This is a genomic window from Cryomorphaceae bacterium, assembly GCA_007695365.1.
In the GTDB taxonomy this organism is placed as follows: Bacteria; Bacteroidota; Bacteroidia; order Flavobacteriales_D; family SKUL01; genus SKUL01.
In genome coordinates this window covers 36296-62086 of record REDV01000089.1, presented here as the reverse complement: position 1 = coordinate 62086, position 25791 = coordinate 36296, and the positions used below count along the sequence as shown (strand labels likewise).

Here is a 25791-nt window from a genome sequence, read left to right as displayed (position 1 = left end):
GCACCCTCCGTATTACCGCGGCTGCTGGCACGGAGTTAGCCGGTGCTTATTCATATGGTACCTTCAGCCCCCGACACGTCGGGGGGTTTATTCCCATATAAAAGCAGTTTACAACCCAGAGGGCCGTCTTCCTGCACGCGGCATGGCTGGGTCAGACTTTCGTCCATTGCCCAATATTCCTCACTGCTGCCTCCCGTAGGAGTCTGGTCCGTGTCTCAGTACCAGTGTGGGGGATCACCCTCTCAGGCCCCCTACCCATCGTAGCCTTGGTGAGCCGTTACCTCACCAACTAGCTAATGGGCCGCATGCCTATCTCTAACCGCCGGAGCTTTAATGTCAAAAACATGCGAATTCGACATATTATGGGGTATTAATCCCGATTTCTCGGGGCTATCTCCCAGTTAGAGGTAAGTTGCATACGTGTTACGCACCCGTGCGCCGGTCGTCAGCGGAAAGCAAGCTTTCCCTGTTACCCCTCGACTTGCATGTGTTAAGCCTGCCGCTAGCGTTCATCCTGAGCCAGGATCAAACTCTCCGTTGTAAATAGACTTTTTGTTCTATTGAACAGTTTGTTTGAATCAACCGACTCTTCTTTTAAACTTGAATTGACAAGTTCGGGATGGTTCGTTTCACTTACTATTACAATACCTCAAAGAACTTTATTTCTGAGAACAGAAAATTCGTTTTTTTCAAAATCGGGCTGCAAAGATACATGCTGTTTTTCATTCCAGCAAACATCTCGCTAAAAGTTTTCAACAATCAGCGAAAATTGCTTTTCCAACCCCTCTTTTTCCTTCACTTGAAGGTCACCTTGCGTTCAAAGCGGCTGCAAAAGTACAGCACTTTTTGAAACTCACAAGCACTTGCACCAAAAAAATGGAATAGAAATTTGTTAAAATGCATAACCCGCTGAATAAGTGGCAGAAAAATTTACGGCGTGGTGCTCGAAAGCGAAACAGATTTGCCGTTCATCAGCCTTCCTCCGTTCAGAGCAAAGTCAATCAACCATGTAGCAATTTCCGGTGGATGGTGTGGAGCCTCGTAACCCGGAAACGCCTCTGCCAACATCTCCGTCTGAACAGCGCCCAGATTCACTCCATTCACATGAATCCCGCTTCCTCTGAACTCTTCTGCCAAACACTCGGTAAGACCAACCAAGGCCATTTTACTTGAGCTGTAGGCCGACAAGCCCGCAAACTTGGCAGACCCCTGCACTCCTCCCATACTACCTATATTCACAACATGGGCTTCTCCGGCTGCCAACAACCAGGGATGAACCAATTGAATGAGCCGAAACGGTCCGTATACGTTGGTAAAGTAACAGCTCTCCCACTCCTCTAGTGAAATGTCCACAAAAGGTTTGTTCACGAGAGCACCTGCATTATTAATAAGCACGTCCAACCTACCCGTTTCCTCAAACAGGGTCATTAATTGCTCAGGGAGGTATTGCCGTGTTACATCGTGTTCGAAGCAGTAGAAACCGGAGTAACCCGCATTCACACATTCCTGCTCAAGGGTGTGCAAAGCATGTTTACTTCTGGCAAGCCCAACTACTTTAAGCCCCGGCGTGGATGCCATCTGCAGAAACATAGCCCGGCCTATGCCGCGACTCACACCCGTTATCAAAACAAGCTTCTCTCTTTTGGTTGTATTCATTGTCTGTATCTTTGCTCTTATGAAACCTGGAGGTATTTCGATCAAATTGCTTTTAGCGCTCTCCCTGATGGTTGCAATACAAAGCACCCGGGCTCAGGGTTTGTTCACTTCGGACGAGCTCAAAAATATGTCATTTAAAGAACGTATCTACTACGGTGGTATGCTCGGCGCTGGCTTTGGAACGATTACCAGTGTACAGGTTGCTCCTGTAGTTGGTTACCGGATTCTTCCGCGTTGGTCGGCTGGAGTTGGGGCGCAATATCAGTTTTTCCAAGATAACAGACCTCCGTCATACAACACGCATGTATACGGCGGGAACATTCACTCACGTGTATTTATCCTGGAGAATATTTTCGCTCATGCTGAAATTGAAGTGCTGAGCTTTGAAGGCTGGGATCGTACCCAGGATTTTAAGTTTCACCGGATGACTGTACCCCATCTGTTTATCGGTGCAGGGTATTTCATGCCTGCCGGAAGAAGATCTGGTTTGGCGCTTACCGTATTGTACGACCTGGTGCAGGACCTCAACTCCCCCTACATAGGGAACTACGTAATCCGAATGGGGTTTATATTTTGAGGCACCTCAAATCAACGCCCCTGCATTTCGCGGGCTATGGCGTGATCATAGATCTCGCGGGCTTCATCAATAAAGCCGAAGTGGTTGTCGTCAATCACCATTTTACCTTTGGTAACGTGACCCAGCATGAGATTGGGTACGTTTGTAGCACTCAGCACCTTCAGGAAAGCGTCTTCCTGATCGCTGCTCACTGCCACCACTGCTCTACTCTGAGCTTCACCAAAGAGAAATGCGTCCAAACGAATTTCTGAATCGCTGAGAATGTCAAAGCCCAATCCATTGGGCAGTCCCATTTCTACAAGCGTAACGAACAGTCCACCGTCGGCAACATCGTGAGCCGCGTTGATGACTTGCTTATTGATAAGTTTTCCCAGGAGTTCGTGTAGCTCCACTTCTTCATCGAGGTTAAAGTAAGGCGCCGGCGACAACTCAATGCCGCGCATGGAAGCCAGGTACTCTGATGAACCCAGGTCATTTTTTGAGGCCCCTAACAAGAAAATCAGGTCACCTTTTTGTTTGAAATCAAGGGTCATGATTTTGTTCTTATCAGGGATGATTCCCACCATTCCGATGGTTGGAGTGGGGAAAACCGGGCGCGTACTTCCGTCGGAAGCTACAGACTGGTTGTAGAAGCTCACGTTTCCTCCGGTTACCGGTGTTTTGAGCCTTTCGCATGACTTGCTCATACCTTTAATAGCGCCCACAAACTGCCAATATACTTCGGGGCTGTATGGATTGCCAAAATTCAAACAGTTGGTGATAGCCGATGGCAATCCTCCGGTGCAAACAATGTTTCTGGCCGCCTCCGCTACTGCAATGGCAGCGCCTTGCTCGGGGTCGTTGTTAACGTATCGAGCATTGCAATCAACAGTGAGCGCCAGGGCCTGTGATGCTCCTTTAATGCGCACCACACCCGCATCGGTAGGGCCATTGGTACTCATGTTGGCTGTGCCAACCATTGAGTCGTACTGTTCCCATATCCACTTTTTGGAGGCGATGTTGGGATTACCCAACATTTCGCGCGCGGTGATCACATAATCGTCGGGCTCCTGTACTTGCTCGATGCTGAACTTTTGGGCCTCGGCATAGTACGCGGGTTCCTTAAACTCGCGCTCATACACAGGTGCACCTCCACCAAGCACCAGGCTGTGGGCAGATACATCGGCTACCAGTTCGCCGTGCATATAATATCGTAAGCGGTCGCCTTCGGTTACCTCACCGATGTGGGCCGCGTTCAAATCCCATTTGTCAAAAATGCGGAGCACTTCGTCTTCGCGTCCTTTTTTCACCACAATCAGCATGCGTTCCTGCGATTCGGACAGCAGTATTTCAAAGGGCTTCATATCGTCCTGACGCATGGGCACCTTGTCCAGGTGAATTTCCATCCCGACGCCTCCGGCTGCACTCATTTCAGAAGTGGAACAGGTAATTCCTGCGGCCCCCATGTCCTGCATTCCAATAACAGCATCAGTTTTGGCCAGCTCAAGGGTAGCCTCCAGCAACAGTTTCTCCTGAAACGGGTCGCCCACCTGAACAGCGGGAAGGTCTTTCACCGACTCTTCTGACATATCCTTTGAGGCAAACGATGCCCCCTGGATTCCGTCTTTTCCGGTGGCAGAGCCCACAATGAATACGGGGTTTCCAACACCCGATGCCTTGGCCGAAATCATGGTTCCAACTTCCATAATTCCAACCGACATGGCATTCACCAATGGATTGGCGCTGTAGCACTCGTTGAAGAAAACCTCGCCTCCCACAACCGGGATTCCGAAGGCATTTCCGTAGTCGCCAATACCTTTTACCACACCTTTCAACAACCACTTGGTTCGATCCTCAGAAAGTTTTCCGAAACGCAGAGAGTTGAGCTGAGCAATGGGTCTTGCTCCCATGGTAAAAATGTCGCGGTTGATACCTCCCACGCCGGTTGCGGCACCCTGGTAAGGTTCGATGGCTGAAGGGTGGTTGTGCGACTCTATCTTGAAAGCGCAGGCCAGACCCTCGCCGATATCAACCAAACCGGCATTTTCCTCACCGGCCTTCACCAACATATGCGGACCATCTTTTGGGAGCTTCTTAAGCCATAGAATGGAGTTTTTGTAAGAGCAGTGCTCCGACCACATTACCGAATAAATGGCCGTTTCCGTAAAGTTTGGGGTACGACCCATGATTTCGCAAATCTCATTGAACTCACTTTCCATCAAGCCCAAATCCCTGGCCTGCTCAAGTGTGGCTACTTCTTTGGTTGCACTTTCCATTCTAACTTGTATTTGCCGCAAAGGTAGGTAAAGTCAAGCGGTAAGCAGTCTTGAGCCCGCATTAGTTTTCCCCCAAATTGTTGAAAAAATTGCCGAATGCCAGTAATTTTAAGGACGCCATCAAAAACCAACATCCGTTATATTTGTACGGGATGTTACTTGCATCCTACAAACAATGAACCAAGCCCAGGTAACCGGTGCCGCGCAGAACGATTCTGAGTACACCAATCTTAGCACAGTATCACCGTCGGAGCGTCGTTATTTGCAGTTGCTCAAAGAAGTAATCATTGACGTTGATAATGCCCATCGCTTTCAACTCACTCCTTACCCGCCCGACCGCAGCTACTGGCTGAAACGCACAGCCATCAACTCACTCATCAACACCCTCAGTAAGAAAGGCCTTACCATTACGGGGGTGAATGCGCGCGGATCCTCCGACCGTGAAATAGGCCTTGGGTGGCCCATTAACGGATACAGTATGATTGGCATGAAGCGCCTCAACAACATCCAATATTGTCTTGAGCAGGTATTTGCTGAAGGCATTCCCGGCGACTTTATCGAAACCGGTGTTTGGAGAGGGGGAGCCTGCATTTTTGCCCGTGCCGTTTGCGAGGTGTACAATGAAAACCGAATGATTTGGGTAGCTGATTCATTTGAAGGGCTACCCAAACCCAACGTGGAACTGTACCCGGCAGATGAGGGCGACGACCTATACAGCATTGAACAACTCAGGGTTTCCCTGGAGCAGGTAAAGGAGAATTTCAAGCGTTTTGATTTGCTGGATGACAAGGTGCAATTTCTGAAAGGCTGGTTTAAAGACACGCTGCCATCGGCTCCCATAGGGCAACTGTCAGTGGTGCGGTTAGACGGCGATATGTATGAATCAACCATGGACGCCCTGAAAAGTCTCTACCCAAAGCTATCGGCCGGTGGCTTTTTAATTGTGGATGACTACGGCGTGATCCCGGCCTGCAGAAAAGCAGTTCACGATTACCGCAATGAACACGGCATCACCGATGAAATCATAGACATTGACGGGTCAGGGCACTTCTGGCGGAAGTCGGGCAGCTAAGCCCAAGCGCTGAAAAACCTATTTTTACGAGCCAAAGCGCCAAACTGTGATTCTCTTTCTGCTATACCTTGTTGCATTCAGCTTTATCATCTGGCGCTCAGGATGGTTTTCGTTGGCAGGGATTCCAAGGTGGTTTGTTCTGGGAGGTTTCTGGTTGAAACTACTCGCCGGAATTGCTTTTTGGGCAGTGTATTCTTTTCACTACGGTGTTGATCACGGAAGCGATGCCTTTGCTTACTTTGATGAAGGACAGATTCTTCACCGCGTTTTTTACGAAAGTCCGGTTGATTTTTTCAGACTGCTTTTTGCTACCAACCCAAGCGACCCGACCTTGCAGGAATATATTGCCCCGATGGATCGCTGGAACCGAGCTGTAAACTATGGCGTGCTGAATGACAACCCCACCATCATCAAATTCAATGCACTGGTGATGTTTTTCTCAAGAGGTTTCATTCACACGCACACGCTCTTTATGGCATTTGTCAGCTTTTCGGGGTTGGTGCTGTGGTATCGCTTTTTTATCATATGGCTCACGAAAACACCTCGGATGTTCCTGTTTGCAGCACTCCTATTGCCTCCTTCGCTCTTGTTTTGGGGAAGCGGCGTGATGAAAGAAGGTCTTTTGATTTTCGGACTCGGACTGCTTTTTTTCGGAATGGCAAAGTTGAAGAACAAAAACTTCACAGGCATCATCTGGATGTTACTGGCTGGTCCTTTATTACTATTCACCAAAGCATATGTGCTCATTGCTTTTGCACCTGCCATACTGTTTTTGGGGCTCATGATTTCTGGCAACACCCGTCACCAGCTTGTCAAATTCGCCGGACTTCACGCCGCGCTTTTTGCTTTCGTACTTTCATTGGGCTTATGGGTGGAGGATTACAATGTATTTCACATGTTTCAGCTCAAGCAGAAAGACTTTTACAATGTGAGTGAAACGCAGCATGCAAGCAGCACCGTAGCCATTCCGCCGTTGAATCATTGGACTGATATGATTCTGAATGCACCCACGGCCATTTTCAACACCTATTTCCGGCCTCATTTGCTGGAGGCCAACAGCCTCACATTTGTGGTTTCGGCACTTGAAAACCTCTTTTATCTTCTGCTCATTGCTGCTACCATTATCCGCTTTAAAAGGCCCCGGGGCGATATGGCCACCATGGCGCTGTTTTGTGTGTCGTGCCTCATTGGTTTAGGGCTCCTGGTGGGTTTGGTTACTCCGGTGCTGGGCGCATTGGTTCGCTACAAAATACCCGCACTTCCTTTTCTGGTGGTGCTATGCGGAATCGTTATGCACCCCTCATTAGCATCTTTATCTTTGAGGCTTCAAACGATCATTCAACCCAAGCAAAAGAAACCATGAAAACCGTACTGGTAACCGGTGCTACAGCCGGAATCGGAGAAGCCATTGCCACCATTTTTGCGCGTGCAAACTACCGCGTTATCATCACCGGAAGGAGAAAAGAGCGCTTGCAAAAATTGCAGGAACAGCTCGAAATAAACTATGGCGCTGAGATACTTTCTCTTTGTTTTGATGTGCGCAACCGCAACGAAGTAAACCATGCTTTTGTAAGCCTTTCAGGCGACTGGAAGCAGGTTGAGATACTCGTGAACAACGCGGGTCTGGCGATGGGGCGTGATACGGTTGACAAAGCCGAGCTCGACGATTGGGATACCATGATTGATACCAACTTCAAGGGTTTGCTTTACATCACCCGCGCACTTACACCTCAAATGGTTGAAAGAAAAAGTGGGCATATTTTCAACATCGGCTCCATAGCCGGGAAAGAAACCTACTACCAGGGAAACGTGTATTGCGCCACCAAGCACGCCGTAGATTCGCTCACCAAAGCCATGCGCATTGACCTGCTGGAGCACAACATCAAGGTTACCGGTGTTTGTCCCGGGATTGTAGAAACCGAATTTTCGTTGGTGCGATACAAAGGTGATGCAGAGCGTGCGAAGAAAATTTACGAAGGCTACCACCCTCTTCGTCCGCGGGATGTGGCCGAAGTAGTCTTTTTCGCAGCTACTCGTCCGCCACACGTGTGCCTGAATGACATTGTGCTTACGCCCACTACCCAGGCAAGTTCGTTTTACTCAAGAAAAAACAACCCGTAATGCGTTTTTCCATCGCGCCGCTTTTGGCCTCACTCTTATTTTTGATTTTATTTTCCTGCCACTATCAACATATGGACGCCGACCTCATCATACACAATGCAACGATTTATACCATGGATGCCGCGCGCACCAAAGCCGAAGCCATGGCCATCAAAGACGGTGTGGTGCTCGCCACCGGTCCTGAGCGCGAAATTTTGAACCGATACAGCGCCCCGGAAAAAATTGACGCACGCAAACAACCTGTTTACCCTGGTTTTATTGATGCGCATTGCCACTTCCTTTACTATGGGCAATCGCTCAGAGAGGCCGAGTTGATGGGGTCTTCATCTATGGAGGAAGTGATTGAACGATTGCAGAATGCTACTCCGGGACGAGGAGGTTGGCTACTGGGAAGAGGTTGGGATCAAAACGAATGGGAAGACAAAAACTTTCCCACGAGCGCTTTGCTCGACGCAGCCTTTCCTGATGTACCTGTGTACATTACCCGCGTGGATGGCCATGCAGCTGTTGTGAACAAAAAAGCACTTGAACTCGCCGGGATCGACAGCTCCCGTGAAGTTGAGGGCGGAAAGATTGAGACTGCCAATGGCATACCCACAGGTTTGCTGATTGACCGCGCCATGGAACTGGTTCAAGCGGTGATACCTCCCTTTACGGATGAAGACATAGAAGCAGCTGTCAAACTCGCACAAGACAGGTGCTTTGCTGCAGGTATCACCTCGGTAGCAGATGCAGGACTTCCGGCATCCATGATTCGCAAATTGCATGCACTGGACGAGAGCGGTGTGTTGAAAATGCACATTTACCAAATGCTATCGCCGGATGATGAGGCTGAAAGCTGGATGCAAAACGGTCATTTTGAGTCGGAGCACATTGTGGTGCGTTCGTTGAAACTTTTCTCTGATGGGGCATTGGGATCGCGGGGTGCAGCGATGATAGAGCCCTACTCAGACGACCCTGGCAATTACGGCCTGATACTCAATCCGGCGAGCTACTACCAGAAATGGGCCGGCCGATGCACAGAATACAACTACCAGCTGGTAACACATGCCATTGGCGACAGCGCCAACCGCGAAGTGCTGGGTTGGTATGCCCACGAGTTGGGGGGCACCAACGACAAACGCTGGCGCATTGAACATGCACAGGTAGTGCACCCCAATGATATTGAGAAATTTGGCCAATACAGTATCATTCCCTCCATGCAGCCCACACATGCAACGTCGGATATGTTTTGGGCTGTAGACCGGCTGGGTGAACGCATCGGCGATTCATACCGTTTGGAAACCTTGAGGCAACAATTGGGAATGGTTCCGCTGGGCACTGATTTTCCTATAGAAGGTATTGACCCACTGCAGACTTTTTTCGCGGCGGTTTTTCGAACAACCCCGGACGGCAGGCCTGAGGGCGGTTTTCAGATGGAAGACGCTTTGAGCCGCGAACACACCCTGATGGGAATGACCATGTGGGCGGCCATTGCCAACTTTGAGGAAAACAGACGCGGAAGCCTGGAGCCCGGTAAAATGGCCGACGTGGTGATACTGAACCGCGACCTTATGACTGCTTCTGCATTTGACTTCAAAAATATTGAGGTGCAGATGACGTTGGTAAAGGGTGAAAAAGTGTATCAGGCATATTAGCGCTGCATGGATTTTGCTCCTGGCTACAGCGGGAGGTAGCATTGCACAGGACATCTTTCCGGGATACTCGAAGTCGGAGGTTAGCGCATTGCACACGGCGAAAAACGACGCATCCCATAGTAAGGAAGAACAAAAAGTGATTCTCATTATGAACCTTGCCAGGCATAATGGCACTGTGTTTTGGGACTCCATCGCCGCACCTTACATCCGTGAGAATGAAATGGCTGCAAGCAGCTATGTAAAAAGCCTGGAGCGCGACCTGAAGGAGGTTCGTGATTTACCCGCTCTTAAGCCCGATGAAATTCTGCGCAGAGCTGCCCAAAAGCATGCCGTTTCGAGCGGAAGGGCTGGCACATTGGGGCACGATTCGCCGGCAGGCAGTTTTGAATCCCGGCTCAAACACGTACTCAAAACCCATCACTTTGTACTTGAAAATTGCGACTACGGATCTGGTGACGCGCTGGATATTGTGATGAACCTACTCATTGATGAGGGCATTCCAGGCGTGGGGCACCGAAAAAACATTTTTCATCCTGACACCGACGCTGTGGGAGTATCCATAGCCCCACACAAAAGCTATGATCATAATTGCGTACAGGTGTTTGGTCAATTGAAAAGCCCGTAACTTTTACTAACTTCGGGCAAAAACTATGTTATGAGATTTTCTGCCTTTGTGTTCATGATTCTTTTGGTAGGTTGTGGGATTGAGCCCTCAGAGCCAAGTGTGAGGCATTTCTCGGTTTCTGACAGGCCCGATCCGGCCCACAACTCCCGCAATTCGCTTGATTACTGGGGGGTTTACCAGGGCACTGTGCCTTGCGCTGATTGTGAAGGTATTGAAATGACACTCGTTCTCCACGAAAATGACACCTACGAGCGGTTTCTCAAATATCTCGGGAAAGGCGATTCCCAACTCATAGAACAGCGAGGTTCTTTTGAATGGGATGACGCGGGAGGCGCCATTACGCTCGAAGAACGACACGGTTCCACCAAATACAAAGTTGGTGAAACATCGCTTCTTCAACTCGATACAGAAGGTGAAATCATAACAGGAGATCTCGCGAATATGTATATTCTGGAGAAAAAGTAAACTGAATACTGTTCTCACCAAACTGTAAAAATCTAAAATTTTGCTCAGTTTACGAGCAATGATGGGTTATCCTCCCACCGGATATCATAAACCCCCTCAAGAGCCACAACCATGATGCCTTGGTCGGTAAAAAACGCAGCATTGCCATTGGGTAATTCAGCAATCATTGTTAGCTTATTGTCAGCCAGGTAATGTGCATTACCATCTGTAAAGATGTGCATACCATTGTATGAATCCATCAGTCGATACGCCTGTTCCAGCGGAATTCGATCAATCAGTTCGTCTTCATCATCCATGATTAAAATATCTCCGCTATCAACGCCAATGACATGTGAAAACCTTGGATGCTGACTCACAGGAAAGAACTGCTCATTGGAAAAGTCGTACAACTCCTCGTAAACAAAAAACGCATCCTGATTACCTTCGGCGCCAGCAAACATGCGGGTGTAAGCCCAAATGCCATTGGATAGGTTGTAGCGAATAACACTGTTTCGCGTGAGCATTCTGGCCTCTTTGCCACTGATGTGGAGATCCAGAATATGTTCTCCTCCGCACTCAATAGGTTTTAAAAATCTGGGAGCTCCGTCGTACTCATCAAAGGCTGCGATGGTTGGAACGCCCGTTCTCATGGGGTGGCCATACGAATCATAGCCCAAACCGGTGTTCACCAACGACACCAATCCCTGATAGACCGAGAGCAATGATTGGCTTCCCATTTCTTTTGGAAGTGATTGCGTCCAGACCTGCCTGCCGTCCGGGCCAATTTTGGCAATGTGTTTTTTATCGGCTGCGTAAATAAACTCATTGTTCACCACCATGTTAGACTGTAATCTCTGCTTGGTATATCCGTCCGGGTCAGGCACAACCATCACTCCCAAAAGTCCAAAGAGTATTCCGGCGCCGATGGATGCTCCGATTGCAGCACCATCAGCCTTTTTTGTTTTCAGCTTGTAATCCCAGGTATCACCATCCTCAAAACGAACGCGATGCAAGGCATGCATGGACCTAAACACCATTACGCTATCTCCGTAAATATGCAGGTCTTCAAACTCCTGACCGAAAAACACCGGTGCTCTCCAGATTTCTGAGCCGTCATTTAAATCAACAGCTCTTGTTTTTTGGCCTAAATTACCGTCGGCTAATTTGTGAAACCCCACCCCTACGTTGTTTTCCCTATCGAAATGGATGAATCGTGTTTTGGTGGACCACAATTCTTTACCCGTTTCAAGATCATGCCACCCACAAAACTTTGAACCCTCCACAACAAGAAAACCTCCCTCAACCTGCAATGATGTGTGATGGTCTTGAATGTTCAGCCCCCAAAGCCTGTTCCCGTCTGAAACGCGGTATGCAGTCAAACTGCAACCTTGAGGCTCGCTCCATTTGTTATAGGCCTCTATTGACTTTACGAGAATCATTTGTTTTTCAGGCACTGACAACACTTCCACGAGATTTCCCGGGAAATCGTATTTCAAGCCGTGAATGGGCTCAACTGTTTCTACCACATATCCGGCTTCAACCGGTTCACCTATGGGCTGAGCTTTCACCACGAATTGGTTTATTGCAATCGCATTGAGCACGAGAAAAAAGATGAGCTTTTTTAGCATAGTGCAATGGTATTGATGTTAATTAGCCAAAAGTGATGGGTTTTCCTCCCACCGGATATCGTACACTCCATCCTCTGCGACAACCATAAAGCCATGTTCAGTAAAAAACGCATTGAAGCCTTTGGGCAGTGTGGTAATCAACTGAAGATCGCCATCCGCAAGGTAGATGACCTCTCCACCAGCAAGGAGATGATAATTATTGAAGCTGTCTAATTTCGTACAGCTTTGATTCTCTGACACACGATCAATCAGTTCATCATCCTCGTCCAGCATCAGGAACTGACCATCATCTAATCTTACCATGTGCGAAAATCTGGGGTGACTGTTCACCGGAAAAAAACGATTATCGGAAAAATCAAACAGGTCATCACTAGCGAAAGAAGCTTGTCTGTTTACATATTCTACCGGTAACTTTCGTTCGTATGCCCATAATCCGTTTGACATATTATAGCGGATGACAGCGGTTCCGGTAAGTAATCGACAAGTGTTTCCTTCCATCAATACATCGAGAATAGCTTCATCTCCGCATTCAACAGGTTTGAGAAAACGTTGCGCCCCATCATACTCATCAAAAGCGGCAATCATGGGAGTTCCTGACCTTTTCGGGTTGCCATAATTATCGTATGCCAGGCTCGTGTTCACAACCGTTACCACACCTTTGTGAAGGTTGACAATAGACTGGCTGGCCATTTCCTTGGGTAAGTCCTGTTTCCAAACAGCCTCACCGGTTGGGCCCAGTTTTACAATGTGCTTTTTATCTGCAACATAAATAAAGCCGCCTTTCACTACCATATTCGATTGCAAATTTCCTTTAACCATGAAGTCTGTAGCAGATATGAACGCGGCACCGAGAAGGCCAAAGGCAAATCCCATTCCCACCGCTACGCCAACAGCCACGCCATCACCCTTGCTTGTTTTAAGTTTGTAATGCCAGGTATCTCCTTCCGTAAAGCCAACCCTGTGCAATCCGTTCGGCGCCAAAACGAACATCACGCTGTCTCCATAAATCTGCACTTCATGGTATTCTTCGCCATACGGAACCCCAGTTTTCCAAATGGGTTTTCCGTCATCAAGGGACAACGCGGAAGCTCTTTGTCCGGTTTTTCCGGCTGCGATTTTGTTGAATCCCACCGCATAGTTCTTCGACGGATCAACATGAAGCAACCTTGTTTTGCTCAACCAAAGTGGCTCACTGGTAAGAATATCACACCATTCGGTGAGCTTCTCTCCTTCTATGAGAAGGTGGTCATCATAAATCTGATAAGAATCAACAGACTGCTCGAACTCAACCCTCCATAATTTTTTACCATCGGTGACCCTCTGCCCCCACAAACTGCCGGATATGGGGTTACCCTTTTTAGTCATTTCATCAATCGTTTCAACAAGAAGTAACTGATGTTTGGGATTCCAGTACGCAGCAGACACCATGCCTTCAAAATCACACTTATTCCATTTTACAGACAGCTCTGATTCAGCAATATCTCCTGTCTTCATCGGCGTAGCGGAAGGTTGAGCGAATGAAACGAGCGCATAGGCTGAACACAAGAGCAAAACAAATGAATAACTGAGCTTTCCTGACATGGCAGCAGTGTTTTGCTCAAAAATAGCCATGAAACCGGTATAAAAACAAATCTAACCGGAGAAACCTTAACCTCTTTTCAAAAATCTTCAGCGCAAATGCACGTTGCCAAAGACTGCATTGGCTTTGATTCGCAGATGGCGCCCTTTGGAGGCATCGCCCCACTCTGATTCCTGCTCTCCAATTCCGTCAATAGAGCGCTCGGCGCCACGCACCGAACCAAACACACTGCTTGCCTCCAAACTGACAAATACGTCGGGCGGAAGCTTCACATCCATGGATCCGAACACGGCATTCAACTCCAGCTTGGTACCACTTTCAAACTGCGTATTGCGCAAATCAATTTTGCTGTTGCCAAACACAATGCTGAATTCGTCTTTCTTGCTCAGCGACTCCGGTGTCATTTCTGTCTTTGTAAAAACACCCGACCGGTCATCCTCGTAGCTGCTGCTCTTGAAATTGAAGCTACCCAACAGAATCTTTACCCCGATGTAGATGATAAGCAGCGCAAAAAGAATTTTGAAAACCGGTAAATCAATCTTAAACAGGTAGTTCACAATGAGCGAAACACCTATAAAAATGATGACAATACCCCAAAATAGCTTTGAGTCCATAGTATTACGTATTGGTGTAAGCGAAGGTAAAAAGCTTTTCGGAACTACAACCAATCTCGTAAAAGGCAATTAGTTGTCGTACTCTTTGAGCAGGTAGCCTATTTCTTTGATAAGGCGTTTTACTTCTACATCAGAGGTGCCGTCGTAGAAGCCGCGCAGGCGTCTGTCTTTGTCAACCAATACAAAATTTTCGGTGTGAATGAAGTCTTGCACGCCGCCATCGCCTTCATCTAAACAGGCGAAATACGACTTACGGGCGAGTTCATAGATATGCTTTTTGGTACCTGTGGTGAGGTGCCACTTTCCGGGAATGGCTCCGTATCGCTCACCGTAGGCAGCAAGTGCAGCTACAGAGTCAATATCAGGGGTTACCGAGTGGCTTAGCAGCAGAACGTCGGGGTTATCTTTAAAAGCTTCCTGTACCACTGCAAAGTTTCGGCTCATGTCTTTACAGATGGTTGGACAGGTGGTGAAGAAGAAATCTGCTACGTAAATCTTTCCTTCAAAATCGCGGTGGGTGATGGTATCGCCCAGTTGGTTTACCAGTTCAAAATCAAGGGTTCGGTGCATGCGGGTAACCCGCTGAAGAGACTCATCTACCAGCTTGGGGTTGATATCGGCCGGATTGTAAATACGCAGCTTGGGTGTTTTTTGCACCATGGGGAATACAATCCATACGCCCAGCGCAAAAATCATCAGAAAGGCTACCACCGGATACCACCACTTTCCCTTTTTCCTCTTTGCCATGTTACTTATTGTATGACGTCGCGAGAGACCCTTTCCTCGTCTCTAAATTTCCTGAATACCTTTTGAAAACACCTGAATTGCCGCAGTGGTTGACTTTAGTAATCGAAAATAATGATGTCTTCCAATTCTACCTGCTCGTTTCTGTCGATGGTCACTTCACGAAAAATGGGATACTGCCCTCCAATTTGCACGCAGCCGGACTCTCCCAACCAGCATTCCGAAAATGCATAAATGGTATAGGTACCGGCGCGCAACCAACGAAAACGAAACCGTCCGTCAAAATCAGTCCGCATATCATCGTCGTACACTCTCGTTGTATCGCCGTAGATGATGTACACCCTTTCTTCGGGAGCATAAAACTCAGCCCTAACTGTTCCGTCCGGGCGCATTTGCTTCACATAGATTTTGCCAGTTATTGAGGCTCGTCCTCCTTCGCCTTCTGCTTTTTGGCATCCATAGGGTACCATTGCCCCTGCAACCAATAAAAGAGCAAGACTAAAACGGATGATAATTTTCATGATGGTTTCTTCAGTAACCACAAAGTAACGTCAATTTCACGAAATCGTGATGTACTCCCTGAATATTGACTTAAAGATACGACCAAGGGGTTTTATCAACTAGCTGTACAACGCTTCAATTTGCGATGCATAACGTTGGTGAATCTGCTTGCGTTTGAGCTTAAGCGTTGGGGTGAGTTCATCGGCCTCAATGGTCCACAATTCAGGGAGGAGCGTAAACTTTTTCACCTGTTCCCATTTTCCAAACCGCTCGTTGGCTTTGTCCACATCTTTCTGAACTCGATCAATGATCTTTTGGTTTTGAACCATTTCCTTGTCGGATGTATAGGAAATCCCGTGCTTTTCGCACCAGGTTCGCAAAGCGTCAAACGAAGGCACAATCAGCGCCGAGGGGAAATTCTTTCCTTCGCCCACCACAATACACTGCTCAACGAAAATGGATTCTTTCAGGGCGTTCTCAACAATTTGCGGGGCGATATACTTTCCGCCTGAGGTTTTAAAAATTTCCTTTTTGCGGTCGGTGATTTTCAGGAATCCGTCGCCGTCGAGCTCACCAATATCACCGGTATGGAACCACCCATCTTTCAGCACGTCGGCCGTGCGCTCGGGGTCTTTGTAATAACCCATCATCACATTGGGCCCACTACAAAGGATTTCACCGTCGGCTGCAATCTTTACTTTCACGTTGCTGATGATTTTTCCCACCGTGCCGACTTTAATCATTCCGGGTTGGTTGATGGTGTTTACCGAGATTACGGGAGAGGTTTCGGTTAATCCATATCCTTCGAGCAAGGGTATTCCGGCACCATTAAAGAATCGTGCAAGTTTGGCCTGCAGGGCGGCGCTTCCGGATGCAACACCGGCAATTTCAGTGAGCCCCAAAGCTTCTTTTACCTTGGAAAACACAAGTTTGCGCGCCAGGTTGATTTTGAATTCGTACCAGCCTCCGTTTTTTCCATCGGGCTCCCACTGCAACGCGGTGGCCACGGCCCAGGCAAAAAGTTTGGATTTGATGCCACCGGCAGCGGCACCCTTAGCCACAATACCGTCGAAAAATTTCTCAAAAAGGCGAGGCACTCCTGTGAACATGTGCGGTCTTGATGCCTGAAGATCTTCCTTAATCGTTTCGAGACTTTGGCCGAAGTAAATGGACACCCCGTTGTACATGTACATGTAGTGCAACATGCGCTCAAAAATGTGGCATACGGGCAAAAAACTGAGGCATCGGCTTTTTCCGGCGTACAAGGTTGGCACGCGCTCACTGCTGTCTATGGCATTGGTACATATATTATGGTGCGAAAGCATAACCCCCTTGGGTAGCCCTGTGGTACCGGAGGTATAAATCAAAGTGGCAAGTTCTTCGGGTTTAATGCCCGCAGCAATCTCGTCAACCTTTTCCTGGGCAACATCGCCCGATGCATTCAACACATCATGCCAGTTGGGTGCGCCATTTACTTTTTCGAAAGTGTACACCTCCTTTAATGTAGGCACCTGCGATTTAATGCTCTGCACTTTATGGAAGAGCTCCTCGTTGGACACAAAGCAAAGTTTAACCTCCGCATGATTGAGGATATACTGAATATCCTCCGGTGACATTGTGGGGTAAATGGGCACATCGATAGCCCCTATTTGCAGAATCCCCTGATCCATCACATTCCACTCACAGCGGTTGTTGTGCGAAATGAGACCGATTTTGTCACTCGGTTGCACACCTTTTGCGAGCAACCCACGACTGGCTTTGTTCATTTGCTCAATAAATGACTGGGAGGAGTACTCTTCCGTACTGTCGCCCAATGATTTCATCATCAGTTTGAGCGGGAATTTTTCCATCTGGTAGTATGGAAAGTCGAAAAGTCGGGTGGGGTTCTGCATGGCTTTTATCGTTTTAAAAAGGCGCCCTAATGTACAAAGTTTGTGGTTTTGAATGCTGTTCTATTCGTTGTTGTTAACCTCGTTTAACAGGTTGCGCAGCTCTTTTACCTCCGCGTTCAGTTCTTTAACAGCCTCGAGTAACACCGGAATAAGCTGGATATAGTCTACTGTTTTGTAATGACTGTCGTCTCCTGCGTTGCTGAAAAGTGCCCGCTCACTCACCATCTCCGGGAAGACGGCCTCCAGTTCCTGTGCGATGACACCGTATTGCTGACGTGTGCGCTGTTCAAGCTCACCTTCGGGTGTTCGAACCGGTGTGGTGATGGTGTAGTGCGTACCCCGCAACCCGGTAATTTTATCGAGCGCAGTCTTAATTTGGCGCACCTCACTTTTGAGTCGGGAATCGGAGGCGTTCACCCATCCGCCCAGGGCAAAGCCGGTTCCTTCTACGCCGACATCTGCGGTAAAATAGCCCGCCCAGCCTTGCACTACATCCGTAGTTTGCCCAAAAATTCCATTAAATCCAATACCGTAGGTTCCGATGCTAAGGTTGTCACCCGAGGCGGGATTTTCATTGGCTCCGAACACGCCAAAACCCTGTGCATTCGTGGCAATACCCACCGTGCCATTGAAGCCAACCCCTCTTAGGCCTGAGCCACCATCTGTTCGAAAGTTAGAGCCGAGAACAGCGGCATTTCCCGTTGCACCGACCGGTATCTGGCCTGCCAGTGCGAAACCGGCCCCTGCGTTCTGAGCGGTGAGGGCAGCATTATCCGCCAGTGAGCTGTTCGTCTCTACCTGCACGGCGGCAAACGTATTGGCCGGGTTGGTGCTTTCAGCTCGAATAGCCACACCAGAATTTTGCTGCGACGCATCGATAACGAATGAATTGGCAACGCTGCTGCTCACTTTCAGGGCGGTGGTGTTGCCTCCAGCATTCTCAATTTCAACTGCGCCTGCGTCGGCAATGATGATTCTACCCTCGCCTGCTCCACCTCCGTTGTAGGCTTCGTTAAGAGTAGTTTGGCCCCCTCCTTCTCCCGCATTGGCTGCATAAAATGCATAGGGCACACTCAGAAGATTACTCGTTCCGGATACGGTGTAATCCGTACCTCCATTTGGGTCGGTATCTACCTGAATGGAATACACACCATTACCCCAATCAATGGACTCCAAACTGCCGCTGAGGATATTACCCCCACCGATTTCAAGTGTTACCAATCCGTTTTGGTTTGTATTGGCAGTATGTTGTTCCAAAAACACCGGGAAAAAAGTTGATTCCTCAATGATACTGATCTGTATGCCTACCTGGGTATTGGTGAGCAGCATATCTGACTGATCCCGAATCACCGCCTGATAGTTCATGCGCTGGGGCGCTTGCGCTACAACTTCCATCCCTGCCAACAAGAAGGCAAAGGCCCAAAATATTCGTTTCATGCTTATCTGTTTTTGATGATTCTAAATGATTGGTTATTGGCTCCACTGATGCGAAGCACATAAGATCCGGGGGCCACATGGGCCATACTGATTTCGGTTCGGTTAGAGGTAATCATACCTGAGCCAAGGTGCTGCCCCGATACACTCACCATCTGATAGTGTGTTTCGCCAAGTTCAGCATCACCCAGCACCTCAAGCCACAGCACATCCGCTGTGGGATTGGGATAAGCCACGAGCTGAAAAAGATTTTCATCCTCTTGGAGTGATGTAACAGGAGATATTTCATACACCTGCTGCACACCTTCATTCACCGAGGCAGTTCCCTGATAGTGTTTGTACGCCACCTGACCCACCGAGAACGACACGCTCCCACCGGGTCCAACGGCATCACCTCCGCCGGCTACCGGCGATTGCTGCGCCAACACCCATGTGGGCAGGAGCATAAAGAGTAAAAGAAAACTTCTCATGGCTGTGTTTTTAATGTTCGTGCGTTCCAAAAATAACAATCCATTGGTGAAACCATTTCTCACCCCATGGGTCCATCCATTATACAAACGGCTTTGAGTTCGTCCCAGTAATGGGGAAAAGACTTAGCAACAACCGCAGGATTTTCGATTTTCAACTTTGGAAAGAGTACGTGCAGCGGTGCAAACGCCATAGCCATGCGGTGGTCGCCGTAGGTTCGAATAGTAACCGGCTTTGCCTTGCGGAATGAAATCAGTTCCAATCTGTTTTCATCCCAACTCATCAAGACTCCGAGTTTCATAAGCTCGAGATACAAGGCCCCCAGCCTGTCGGTTTCCTTATCCCTTAAAGTTGAAATACCTGTAAACCGGGCTGGTATTTTTAAGGCCGCACAAGCACAGGCAAAACTTTGCACTAAATCGGGGAAAGCGCTGCAGTCAATATCTATTTTCCCGGGAAGCTGTTGGTGCGGATTGTATTGAATGTGCACTCCTTTGCCGGTGAACTTACTCTCAACTCCCAACCGGCCATAAAAAGTTGCAGCGAAGGCATCACCCTGAAGGCTGTTCTTTTTTAGTCCGGGCAATACAAGAGAGCCTGTTCGCGCAACTGCCAGCAACTGGTAAAAAAACGCGGCAGAGCTCCAATCAGACTCTACCGAGCTGGGAAAGGAGTGATATAGCTTGGGCGGTACGATAAATCGGTTGTTAGTGATTTCTACTTCTGCGCCTGCCTCGCGCATCAGTGCCGCTGTCATCAGTGCGTAGGGCTTTGAATGAAATGGTGGCCGTACATCCAGTTCAAGCCCGTTCTTGAAATAGGGAGCCACCATCAGCAAGGCCGAAATAAACTGAGAGCTGATTTCACCGGAGATGCTCGCCTTGCCGCCTTTCATGTTCACTCCACCGATGCGCAAAGGCAGGAACCCTTCGTTACCCAGGCACGTGATGTCTGCACCCAATGATTGCAGAACATCAATGAGCGGGGCCATTGGGCGCAGCAGCATTCTGTCGGCTGCGGTAAGCAAATGCTCACCAGGCAGAATGGCCAATCGGGCGGTGAGAAAACGCGCTACCGTGCCGGCCATTCCGGCATAATATTGCTCCGGTTTTCTTTGCAGCAGGTTGCGCAAAAGGACCGAATCGCCGGAGTCTGAACTTGATTGGGGCGGTAGCTCCTGACCGGCAAGGTCGGCAATGATCAGAAGCCGGTTGAGAATGCTTTTGGAAGGAGGCAATTGTACCTCTCCCGAAATGATTTTACAACCCGATATATCAGGAAGCATGAATCTGGGTTTGGATTCGGCTTTGGTAATAATTGAGCGCCCGCACTACCTCATCGGCACTCACCTGCTGGTCGTGCACGGCATCGCCGGCATTGCGAAGCAGAGAAAAGTTCAACTCGTCGCCAACATTCTTTTTATCGTTGCGCATGATTTCAATGAGCCGGTGATGAGCCAGGGCATCCATGGCGAATGGCGGATAATGGGTTAGAACAAAGGCCGAAAGTCTCTCGAGCACCTCCGGATTCAGCTCCAGCATTTCCCTACTCAGATAGGCTTCACAGAGCATGCCGATGGCCACCGCCTCTCCGTGCAACAAGCCCCGCTTCATGGTTTCCATGCTGTAGGTTTCCAGCGCGTGACCGATGGTATGTCCGAAATTGAGCAGCTTCCGCACTCCTTTCTCAAGCGGGTCATCCAGTACGACACGGTTTTTGATTTGAATACTCTTAATGATATGAGGCTCCAAAGCTTCAAACTGCGAAAAACTGAATTTGAGCAAATCATCAAAATGCTTCGCATCCTGAATCAAGCCGTGTTTGAGCATTTCCGCAAAACCCGCCATTACCTCAGATTTCGGTAGTGTTTTCAAAAATTGCGGGTACACATACACGCCCTTCGGGTTCCGAAAAAGGCCCACCATGTTTTTGAGGCCTTGTAAGTCTACACCCACCTTTCCGCCCACCGACGCATCCACCTGTGCAAGGAGCGTGGTGGGAACATTGATGAAGTCTATTCCGCGTTTATAGGTTGCTGCTACAAATCCACCCAAATCACCAATTACACCACCGCCCAGGTTTACCATTAAACTCCGACGGTCGGCCTGAAGCTCGGCCAGCACAGCCCACACACTGCTGCAAATATCAATGGTTTTGTTTTTCTCCCCGCTCTCAATCTCAATGACCTCTGCTTTTCTGAGCGATGGCACATCATTCATAACAATCGGCAAACAGTGTTGAATGGTATTCTCATCAACCAAAATATACTTTCGCGAATAATCGAGAAGACAGAGGTCTCGCTCAAGCTGAAAAAGCGCACCATTGCCTACATTCACGGAATAGTCCGAGGCAAATATTTCGGTGTTTTTGGCGGCTGCAGGCACGGATGGTTGGTACAAAGGGAACCAAAGATAGTTTTTTGTGCTGCAATGAAAAGGTGCGTGCATTCAAATTTTAAATTTGTCGCGATGAGCAGTGATCCATTCAACAATACAGAGGTTGCTTTTAGCAGCAAAAGCAACAAAGACCTAAACCGGGCATACTGGCTATTTAAGATGATCAGCTATCCGTGGTTGATGAAGATAGGAAAGGGATTGACACAGGTTGGTTTAGCCTTAAGGCTACCCATTCGGGGTGCTGTCAGGGCCACCATTTTTCGGCAGTTTTGTGGCGGCGAAACCATTGCAGAATGTGCAAAGACTACCCAACTGCTGGATCGCTACAACATCGGAACCATTTTGGACTACTCTGTGGAAGGCAAGGAGGATGAGCGCGATTTGGACGCCACAGCCGAAGAAATTCTGGCCACCATTCGCACCTCGAACGGCAACCCACACATTCCTTTTTGTGTGTTTAAAGTGACGGGTATAGCGCCCAACCGCATTCTCACCAGACTCAGTTTGGGCGAGGAACTCAATGACCGCGAAAAAGCGCGACTGGCAAGGGTTGAAGAGCGCATTGACAGCATCTGCAAGGCGGCTCACGATTCAGGCACTCCTGTTTTTATTGATGCAGAAGAAACGTGGATACAGCCTGCCATTGACCATTTTGCCACCAAAATGATGGAGCGCTTCAACAAGGAACGCGCTATCGTGTACAACACCATACAATTGTACCGAAAAGACCGGCTGCAGTTTCTTAAAGCTTCGTACGACGCCGCGGTTCAAGGAGGTTACTTTCTGGGCGAAAAGCTTGTACGGGGGGCTTACATGGAAAAGGAGCGTGATCGGGCCGAAGAAAAAGGCTACCCATCGCCCATTCACGATACCAAAGCAGATACGGATCGCAGCTTTAATGAGGCTCTGCGATTTTGCCTGCAACATCTCGACCGCATTTCGTTTTGCTCCGGCACACACAACGAAGAAAGCTCCATATTGCTGAAGCACCTGATGGAAGAGAAAGGAATTGATGCCAGCGACACGCGCATTTATTCTGCTCAGCTCTTCGGAATGAGCGATCACATCAGCTTTAACCTTGCCAACATGGGGTACAATGTGGCCAAGTATGTGCCTTACGGTCCGGTGCGGGAGGTGCTACCCTACCTTATCCGACGAGCAGAAGAAAACACCTCAGCACAAGGACAAACAGGGCGCGAGCTGAGCCTGATTCTAAGGGAAAAAGCGCGCAGGAAGCAGGTGAAAAAATAAGATTTGCTCTATCAGGCCGGAACCGCGTTACCCTGTGACTCGGGGCGACCCCATCTTTTGAGCTGGCGGTAATGAGAGGCAATGGCTTCGCCAAAGGTTTCGTAATAGTTGTAGGGAACGCCGAATTCCTCTGCCGTTTGCTTCACAATGGGACTGATAGCCGTGTAGTGTATGCTGCAAATGTTGGGAAACAAGTGATGTTCAACCTGAAAATTCAGGCCACCCACATACCAGTTGATGAACCTATTGTTCATGGCAAAGTTGCCCGTGGTCTTCATTTGATGCACGGCCCATGAATCTTCCATTCTTCCTTCAGCATCACTTTGCGGCTGCTCTGTGTTTTCTACTGTGTGCGCCATCTGAAACACAATGCCAAGAATCATCCCGGCGGTAAGGTGCACTGTAAGAAACCCAATAATGAACTGCCACCATGTAATATCCAAAACAAGCAATGGAATAGCGATAAGATAGGCGTAGTAAAACAGTTTTGTTACGATCAGCATCACAATTTCTTTCGTGGGGTGCTTTTTACCGTCGTACGGACCAATACTTTTTTGAGCGAGTTTTTTATAGTCCTTCACAAACACCCAGAAAAAGCTGGCCAGACCATAGGTTAAAAATGCAAGAATGTGCTGAAACCGATGAATAGGTCGCAACGGAGCATGCGGAGATAAACGAATAAATGAAGCTACCTCAAGATCTTCGTCGTGATCATGTATGTTCGTGTAGGTGTGATGCACCACGTTGTGTGTAATGCTCCAAACGTAGCGGTTCCCGCCGATGAGATTCATAGTGAGACCCAGCAGATAATTGAGCTTTTTACTCTTGAAGTAGGCCCCATGAATAGCGTCATGTGCCACACTGAAACCAATACCGGCAGTAGCTACACCCAAGCCAACGGCCATAAGCCACATGACCCAAATGCTAAACTGACCGCTGATAATTGCCAAGTACAACGCGAAATAAGATGTCAATAGAACCACCGTTTTCAACTTCATTTGCCAGTTGGCGTAAGTAGAAATACCGTTGTCTTTGAAGTACTGGTTAACACGAGCGATTACGGCCTTGTGAAAATCCTGACCCTCCCTGCTGGGAAAGCGGATTTTTGTGTTAACATTCTTCTGCTGGAACTTGGAGTAGGTCGTGTTGGCTGGGGATGATGGAGATATAACTTGAGCCATAAAAAGGATTTAGAAACCCCCTGTAACTGATGAATAACCTTCTTTGTCTTTCAAATGGCTACTCAACTTGCAGGGTTCAGGTACAACGGCAAAGGTAAGGAATAAAAGGTAATTATGTGCAAATCTAATATAGGAAGGATAAAAGTGCTTTCACCAAAAACTACTTCAAAGCTACTTCACTATTAACTTGCCGCTGTGCACAATGCGGCCATCCGTCCAAACCTGATAGACGTACAATCCGCTGTGCAAACCTGCCACATCTATTTGAATATCACTTCGCTCCAAGAGGTTCACATCGCGATGCTGCTTTCCGAGTTGATCAAAAAGAATGATGTTTGCTTGCTGAAAACCAAGCATCGCCTGGTCATTGAAGCGAAAGTTAACCACATGGTTTGCAGGATTGGGAAAGACGATGGGTACCATCGCGTCATATTCGTTCAGAGAAGTTGAAACATCATTGACTGTTACCGTACCTGTCATACCAACAAAAAGATGAGGATCACATCGGTAATCGTACGATCCGGGGGTGTTAAATACGTGGGTAAGTACCCAGCCCGGCCCCGCCACAGCGTTTCCGAATGACTCCGGGTTGTTGGGATAGGTAGCCTGTGTGCCGTTTACATTGTGATTACCCTGAATGTTAGTCCAACGAACGGTGTCTCCTACATTAATGGTGATGTTAGCCGGAGTGTACACGTTGTTTGACACTGTGACATCAACCGTAGTCTGGGCGGCAACCTTTTGCAAAGGAAGAGTCAAAAGAGCCAAAATGATAAGGAAAGGGGTAGATTTTGAAATCATAGGTTTTTGTTTGGTTTACATCTCAATGACGCATTCGTCGCCAAAAGGTTTTCCATTCAGTTCTTTTTTTTGTTCCCATCCCGTGGAGTATTGTTCCATTTCCCGAAAAACCGATTAAATCTCTCAAGGTCATCTACATTCATCCACTGCACGCCGGCATCCAAAAATTCCTGCCAAATATTCTCGTTTTCAGGCATTTTCCAAAATCTAAGCTTCCTGTTGTTTTCAATGGCCTTGCCAACAAGATTCTTCAATATGCTTCTTTCGTTTTCCGGCATCTCGCCTTCTCCGGTCCACGAAAAAAAGGATGAATATTTTGCGCTGTTTCGCGCAAGGATGGAGCTATCAGCCGCACTGGCCAGGCTACCCATGCCGCCATCAAAAAAGTATCGCCTCACATTTAAAGTATCGGCCCATTGAATGCGCGCGGCACCGGACAATACGATTCTCACAGATCCGGATAGTACGCGATTGTTCTCCACGCGCTCCAACATGCCTTCAAATTGAGCGAGAAGTGCATTCAACCCATGAAGACGGTCGGCATCCCACCTCCCTTTCAGGTCGAGCATGAGCTCAAATACCTGCGGACAATCACAAAACACCCTGCCGTTGCATGAATCTACGCGGGCTTTTAAGGGCTCGAGATACATCTTGCGCAGGTTTCGTTTATTGCGACGACCGAATACCGTGTGGGCCACCGTAAAATTGCCATTGGCGAAAAAAATGTCGGCCTCCACGCTGAGAAAACCCCGGTTCAGAGCGTCAAAAAGTGGGCTCTCACGCAGGTAATCGTTGTGCGAATGTCCTGCTTCAACCAGGTTACAATCGCTCTGAGCGAAAGAGGCAGTTGAGGCTAACAGGCATTGTAAGACAAGGAATGAGGCCGACACAAGTATCAACCTCAACCCGCTCATT

The 25791-nt window shown here is 48.4% G+C and carries 24 protein-coding genes and 1 rRNA gene; 9 read left to right on the top strand and 16 right to left on the bottom strand.

Going from position 1 to position 25791, the window contains the following annotated elements; genetic code table 11:
• Positions 1–540: ribosomal RNA gene (locus EA392_08535) — 16S ribosomal RNA — on the bottom strand; the annotation flags it as partial.
• A gap of 79 nt (positions 541–619) precedes the next feature.
• Here EA392_08535 and EA392_08530 point away from each other — a divergent pair.
• Positions 620–850, top strand: a complete 231-nt coding sequence (locus EA392_08530; GenBank protein TVR38906.1) for a hypothetical protein — start codon at positions 620–622, stop codon at positions 848–850.
• A gap of 80 nt (positions 851–930) precedes the next feature.
• Here EA392_08530 and EA392_08525 read toward each other — a convergent pair whose 3' ends face one another.
• The gene (locus tag EA392_08525; protein TVR38905.1) at positions 931–1656 is read right to left on the bottom strand and encodes an SDR family oxidoreductase; all 726 of its coding nucleotides are present in this window, start codon (positions 1654–1656) and stop codon (positions 931–933) included.
• A 19-nt stretch (positions 1657–1675) separates the two neighbouring features.
• Here EA392_08525 and EA392_08520 point away from each other — a divergent pair, with 19 nt between their 5' ends.
• A complete protein-coding gene (locus EA392_08520) occupies positions 1676–2233 on the top strand; it encodes a hypothetical protein (protein ID TVR38904.1) in 558 nt (185 codons plus the stop codon).
• An 11-nt stretch (positions 2234–2244) separates the two neighbouring features.
• Here EA392_08520 and purL read toward each other — a convergent pair whose 3' ends face one another.
• The gene (purL, locus tag EA392_08515; GenBank protein ID TVR38903.1) at positions 2245–4488 is read right to left on the bottom strand and encodes a phosphoribosylformylglycinamidine synthase subunit PurL; all 2244 of its coding nucleotides are present in this window, start codon (positions 4486–4488) and stop codon (positions 2245–2247) included.
• Positions 4489–4663: 175 nt separating this feature from the next.
• Here purL and EA392_08510 point away from each other — a divergent pair, with 175 nt between their 5' ends.
• The 6 genes from EA392_08510 to EA392_08485 are packed head-to-tail and all read left to right on the top strand — an operon-like array spanning position 4664 to position 10408.
• Positions 4664–5560 (top strand): macrocin O-methyltransferase, encoded by an 897-nt coding sequence (locus EA392_08510; GenBank protein ID TVR38902.1) that lies wholly within the window; start codon positions 4664–4666, stop codon positions 5558–5560.
• A gap of 46 nt (positions 5561–5606) precedes the next feature.
• Positions 5607–6923, top strand: coding sequence for a hypothetical protein (locus tag EA392_08505; GenBank protein TVR38901.1), 1317 nt, complete (start codon positions 5607–5609; stop codon positions 6921–6923).
• Complete coding sequence (locus EA392_08500) at positions 6920–7681, top strand: SDR family NAD(P)-dependent oxidoreductase (GenBank protein ID TVR38900.1); 762 nt, start codon at positions 6920–6922, stop codon at positions 7679–7681. Before EA392_08505 ends, EA392_08500 begins: the two co-directional genes overlap by 4 nt.
• Positions 7681–9318: an amidohydrolase gene (locus tag EA392_08495; protein ID TVR38899.1), complete on the top strand. Its 1638-nt coding sequence runs from the start codon at positions 7681–7683 to the stop codon at positions 9316–9318. The genes EA392_08500 and EA392_08495 overlap by 1 nt, the downstream gene beginning before the upstream one ends.
• Positions 9293–9943 (top strand): CAP domain-containing protein, encoded by a 651-nt coding sequence (locus EA392_08490; GenBank protein ID TVR38898.1) that lies wholly within the window; start codon positions 9293–9295, stop codon positions 9941–9943. The genes EA392_08495 and EA392_08490 overlap by 26 nt, the downstream gene beginning before the upstream one ends.
• Before the next feature lie 30 nt (positions 9944–9973).
• Positions 9974–10408, top strand: a complete 435-nt coding sequence (locus EA392_08485) for a copper resistance protein NlpE (GenBank protein ID TVR38897.1) — start codon at positions 9974–9976, stop codon at positions 10406–10408.
• Positions 10409–10452: 44 nt separating this feature from the next.
• Here EA392_08485 and EA392_08480 read toward each other — a convergent pair whose 3' ends face one another.
• The 10 genes from EA392_08480 to aroB form a co-directional block, all read right to left on the bottom strand.
• Positions 10453–12015 (bottom strand): hypothetical protein, encoded by a 1563-nt coding sequence (locus EA392_08480; GenBank protein ID TVR38896.1) that lies wholly within the window; start codon positions 12013–12015, stop codon positions 10453–10455.
• Positions 12016–12033: 18 nt separating this feature from the next.
• Complete coding sequence (locus EA392_08475; GenBank protein TVR38895.1) at positions 12034–13626, bottom strand: hypothetical protein; 1593 nt, start codon at positions 13624–13626, stop codon at positions 12034–12036.
• Positions 13627–13683: 57 nt separating this feature from the next.
• Entirely contained in the window at positions 13684–14208 is a 525-nt protein-coding gene (locus EA392_08470) for a hypothetical protein (protein TVR38894.1), read from the bottom strand.
• A 69-nt stretch (positions 14209–14277) separates the two neighbouring features.
• Complete coding sequence (locus EA392_08465) at positions 14278–14955, bottom strand: SCO family protein (protein ID TVR38893.1); 678 nt, start codon at positions 14953–14955, stop codon at positions 14278–14280.
• A gap of 95 nt (positions 14956–15050) precedes the next feature.
• A complete protein-coding gene (locus EA392_08460; protein ID TVR38892.1) occupies positions 15051–15473 on the bottom strand; it encodes a carboxypeptidase regulatory-like domain-containing protein in 423 nt (140 codons plus the stop codon).
• 99 nt (positions 15474–15572) lie between these two features.
• Positions 15573–17345: a long-chain fatty acid--CoA ligase gene (locus EA392_08455; GenBank protein TVR38891.1), complete on the bottom strand. Its 1773-nt coding sequence runs from the start codon at positions 17343–17345 to the stop codon at positions 15573–15575.
• A gap of 60 nt (positions 17346–17405) precedes the next feature.
• Positions 17406–18782 carry a tail fiber domain-containing protein gene (locus EA392_08450; protein TVR38890.1) on the bottom strand — a complete coding sequence of 459 codons (1377 nt, stop codon included), beginning with the start codon at positions 18780–18782 and terminating at the stop codon, positions 17406–17408.
• Between the two features lie 2 nt (positions 18783–18784).
• A complete protein-coding gene (locus EA392_08445; GenBank protein ID TVR38889.1) occupies positions 18785–19312 on the bottom strand; it encodes a T9SS C-terminal target domain-containing protein in 528 nt (175 codons plus the stop codon).
• Positions 19309–20532 carry a 3-phosphoshikimate 1-carboxyvinyltransferase gene (locus EA392_08440; protein TVR38888.1) on the bottom strand — a complete coding sequence of 408 codons (1224 nt, stop codon included), beginning with the start codon at positions 20530–20532 and terminating at the stop codon, positions 19309–19311. Before EA392_08440 ends, EA392_08445 begins: the two co-directional genes overlap by 4 nt.
• A complete protein-coding gene (gene aroB / locus EA392_08435; GenBank protein ID TVR38887.1) occupies positions 20522–21694 on the bottom strand; it encodes a 3-dehydroquinate synthase in 1173 nt (390 codons plus the stop codon). The genes EA392_08440 and aroB overlap by 11 nt, the downstream gene beginning before the upstream one ends.
• Positions 21695–21715: 21 nt before the next feature.
• On the opposite strand from aroB, the gene EA392_08430 reads away from it, so the two are divergent.
• Complete coding sequence (locus EA392_08430; GenBank protein ID TVR38886.1) at positions 21716–22894, top strand: proline dehydrogenase; 1179 nt, start codon at positions 21716–21718, stop codon at positions 22892–22894.
• 11 nt (positions 22895–22905) lie between these two features.
• On the opposite strand, the gene EA392_08425 is transcribed toward EA392_08430, so the two are convergent.
• The 3 genes from EA392_08425 to EA392_08415 form a co-directional block, all read right to left on the bottom strand.
• Positions 22906–24075, bottom strand: coding sequence for an acyl-CoA desaturase (locus tag EA392_08425; protein TVR38885.1), 1170 nt, complete (start codon positions 24073–24075; stop codon positions 22906–22908).
• Between the two features lie 171 nt (positions 24076–24246).
• Positions 24247–24876 (bottom strand): T9SS C-terminal target domain-containing protein, encoded by a 630-nt coding sequence (locus EA392_08420; protein ID TVR38884.1) that lies wholly within the window; start codon positions 24874–24876, stop codon positions 24247–24249.
• A gap of 56 nt (positions 24877–24932) precedes the next feature.
• Positions 24933–25790: a hypothetical protein gene (locus EA392_08415; GenBank protein TVR38883.1), complete on the bottom strand. Its 858-nt coding sequence runs from the start codon at positions 25788–25790 to the stop codon at positions 24933–24935.
• Between the last annotated feature and the right edge of the window lies 1 nt (position 25791).

Excerpts from the sequence above, each read along its gene's own strand:
- EA392_08530 (TVR38906.1), top strand. The coding sequence starts at position 620 with ATGGTTCGTTTCACTTACTATTACAATACCTCAAAGAACTTTATTTCT.
- EA392_08525 (TVR38905.1), bottom strand. The coding sequence starts at position 1,656 with ATGAATACAACCAAAAGAGAGAAGCTTGTTTTGATAACGGGTGTGAGT.
- EA392_08520 (TVR38904.1), top strand. The coding sequence starts at position 1,676 with ATGAAACCTGGAGGTATTTCGATCAAATTGCTTTTAGCGCTCTCCCTG.
- purL (TVR38903.1), bottom strand. The coding sequence starts at position 4,488 with ATGGAAAGTGCAACCAAAGAAGTAGCCACACTTGAGCAGGCCAGGGAT.
- EA392_08510 (TVR38902.1), top strand. The coding sequence starts at position 4,664 with ATGAACCAAGCCCAGGTAACCGGTGCCGCGCAGAACGATTCTGAGTAC.
- EA392_08500 (TVR38900.1), top strand. The coding sequence starts at position 6,920 with ATGAAAACCGTACTGGTAACCGGTGCTACAGCCGGAATCGGAGAAGCC.
- EA392_08495 (TVR38899.1), top strand. The coding sequence starts at position 7,681 with ATGCGTTTTTCCATCGCGCCGCTTTTGGCCTCACTCTTATTTTTGATT.
- EA392_08485 (TVR38897.1), top strand. The coding sequence starts at position 9,974 with ATGAGATTTTCTGCCTTTGTGTTCATGATTCTTTTGGTAGGTTGTGGG.
- EA392_08480 (TVR38896.1), bottom strand. The coding sequence starts at position 12,015 with ATGCTAAAAAAGCTCATCTTTTTTCTCGTGCTCAATGCGATTGCAATA.
- EA392_08475 (TVR38895.1), bottom strand. The coding sequence starts at position 13,626 with ATGGCTATTTTTGAGCAAAACACTGCTGCCATGTCAGGAAAGCTCAGT.
- EA392_08470 (TVR38894.1), bottom strand. The coding sequence starts at position 14,208 with ATGGACTCAAAGCTATTTTGGGGTATTGTCATCATTTTTATAGGTGTT.
- EA392_08465 (TVR38893.1), bottom strand. The coding sequence starts at position 14,955 with ATGGCAAAGAGGAAAAAGGGAAAGTGGTGGTATCCGGTGGTAGCCTTT.
- EA392_08460 (TVR38892.1), bottom strand. The coding sequence starts at position 15,473 with ATGAAAATTATCATCCGTTTTAGTCTTGCTCTTTTATTGGTTGCAGGG.
- EA392_08455 (TVR38891.1), bottom strand. The coding sequence starts at position 17,345 with ATGCAGAACCCCACCCGACTTTTCGACTTTCCATACTACCAGATGGAA.
- EA392_08450 (TVR38890.1), bottom strand. The coding sequence starts at position 18,782 with ATGAAACGAATATTTTGGGCCTTTGCCTTCTTGTTGGCAGGGATGGAA.
- EA392_08440 (TVR38888.1), bottom strand. The coding sequence starts at position 20,532 with ATGCTTCCTGATATATCGGGTTGTAAAATCATTTCGGGAGAGGTACAA.
- aroB (TVR38887.1), bottom strand. The coding sequence starts at position 21,694 with ATGCACGCACCTTTTCATTGCAGCACAAAAAACTATCTTTGGTTCCCT.
- EA392_08430 (TVR38886.1), top strand. The coding sequence starts at position 21,716 with ATGAGCAGTGATCCATTCAACAATACAGAGGTTGCTTTTAGCAGCAAA.
- EA392_08425 (TVR38885.1), bottom strand. The coding sequence starts at position 24,075 with ATGGCTCAAGTTATATCTCCATCATCCCCAGCCAACACGACCTACTCC.
- EA392_08420 (TVR38884.1), bottom strand. The coding sequence starts at position 24,876 with ATGATTTCAAAATCTACCCCTTTCCTTATCATTTTGGCTCTTTTGACT.
- EA392_08415 (TVR38883.1), bottom strand. The coding sequence starts at position 25,790 with ATGAGCGGGTTGAGGTTGATACTTGTGTCGGCCTCATTCCTTGTCTTA.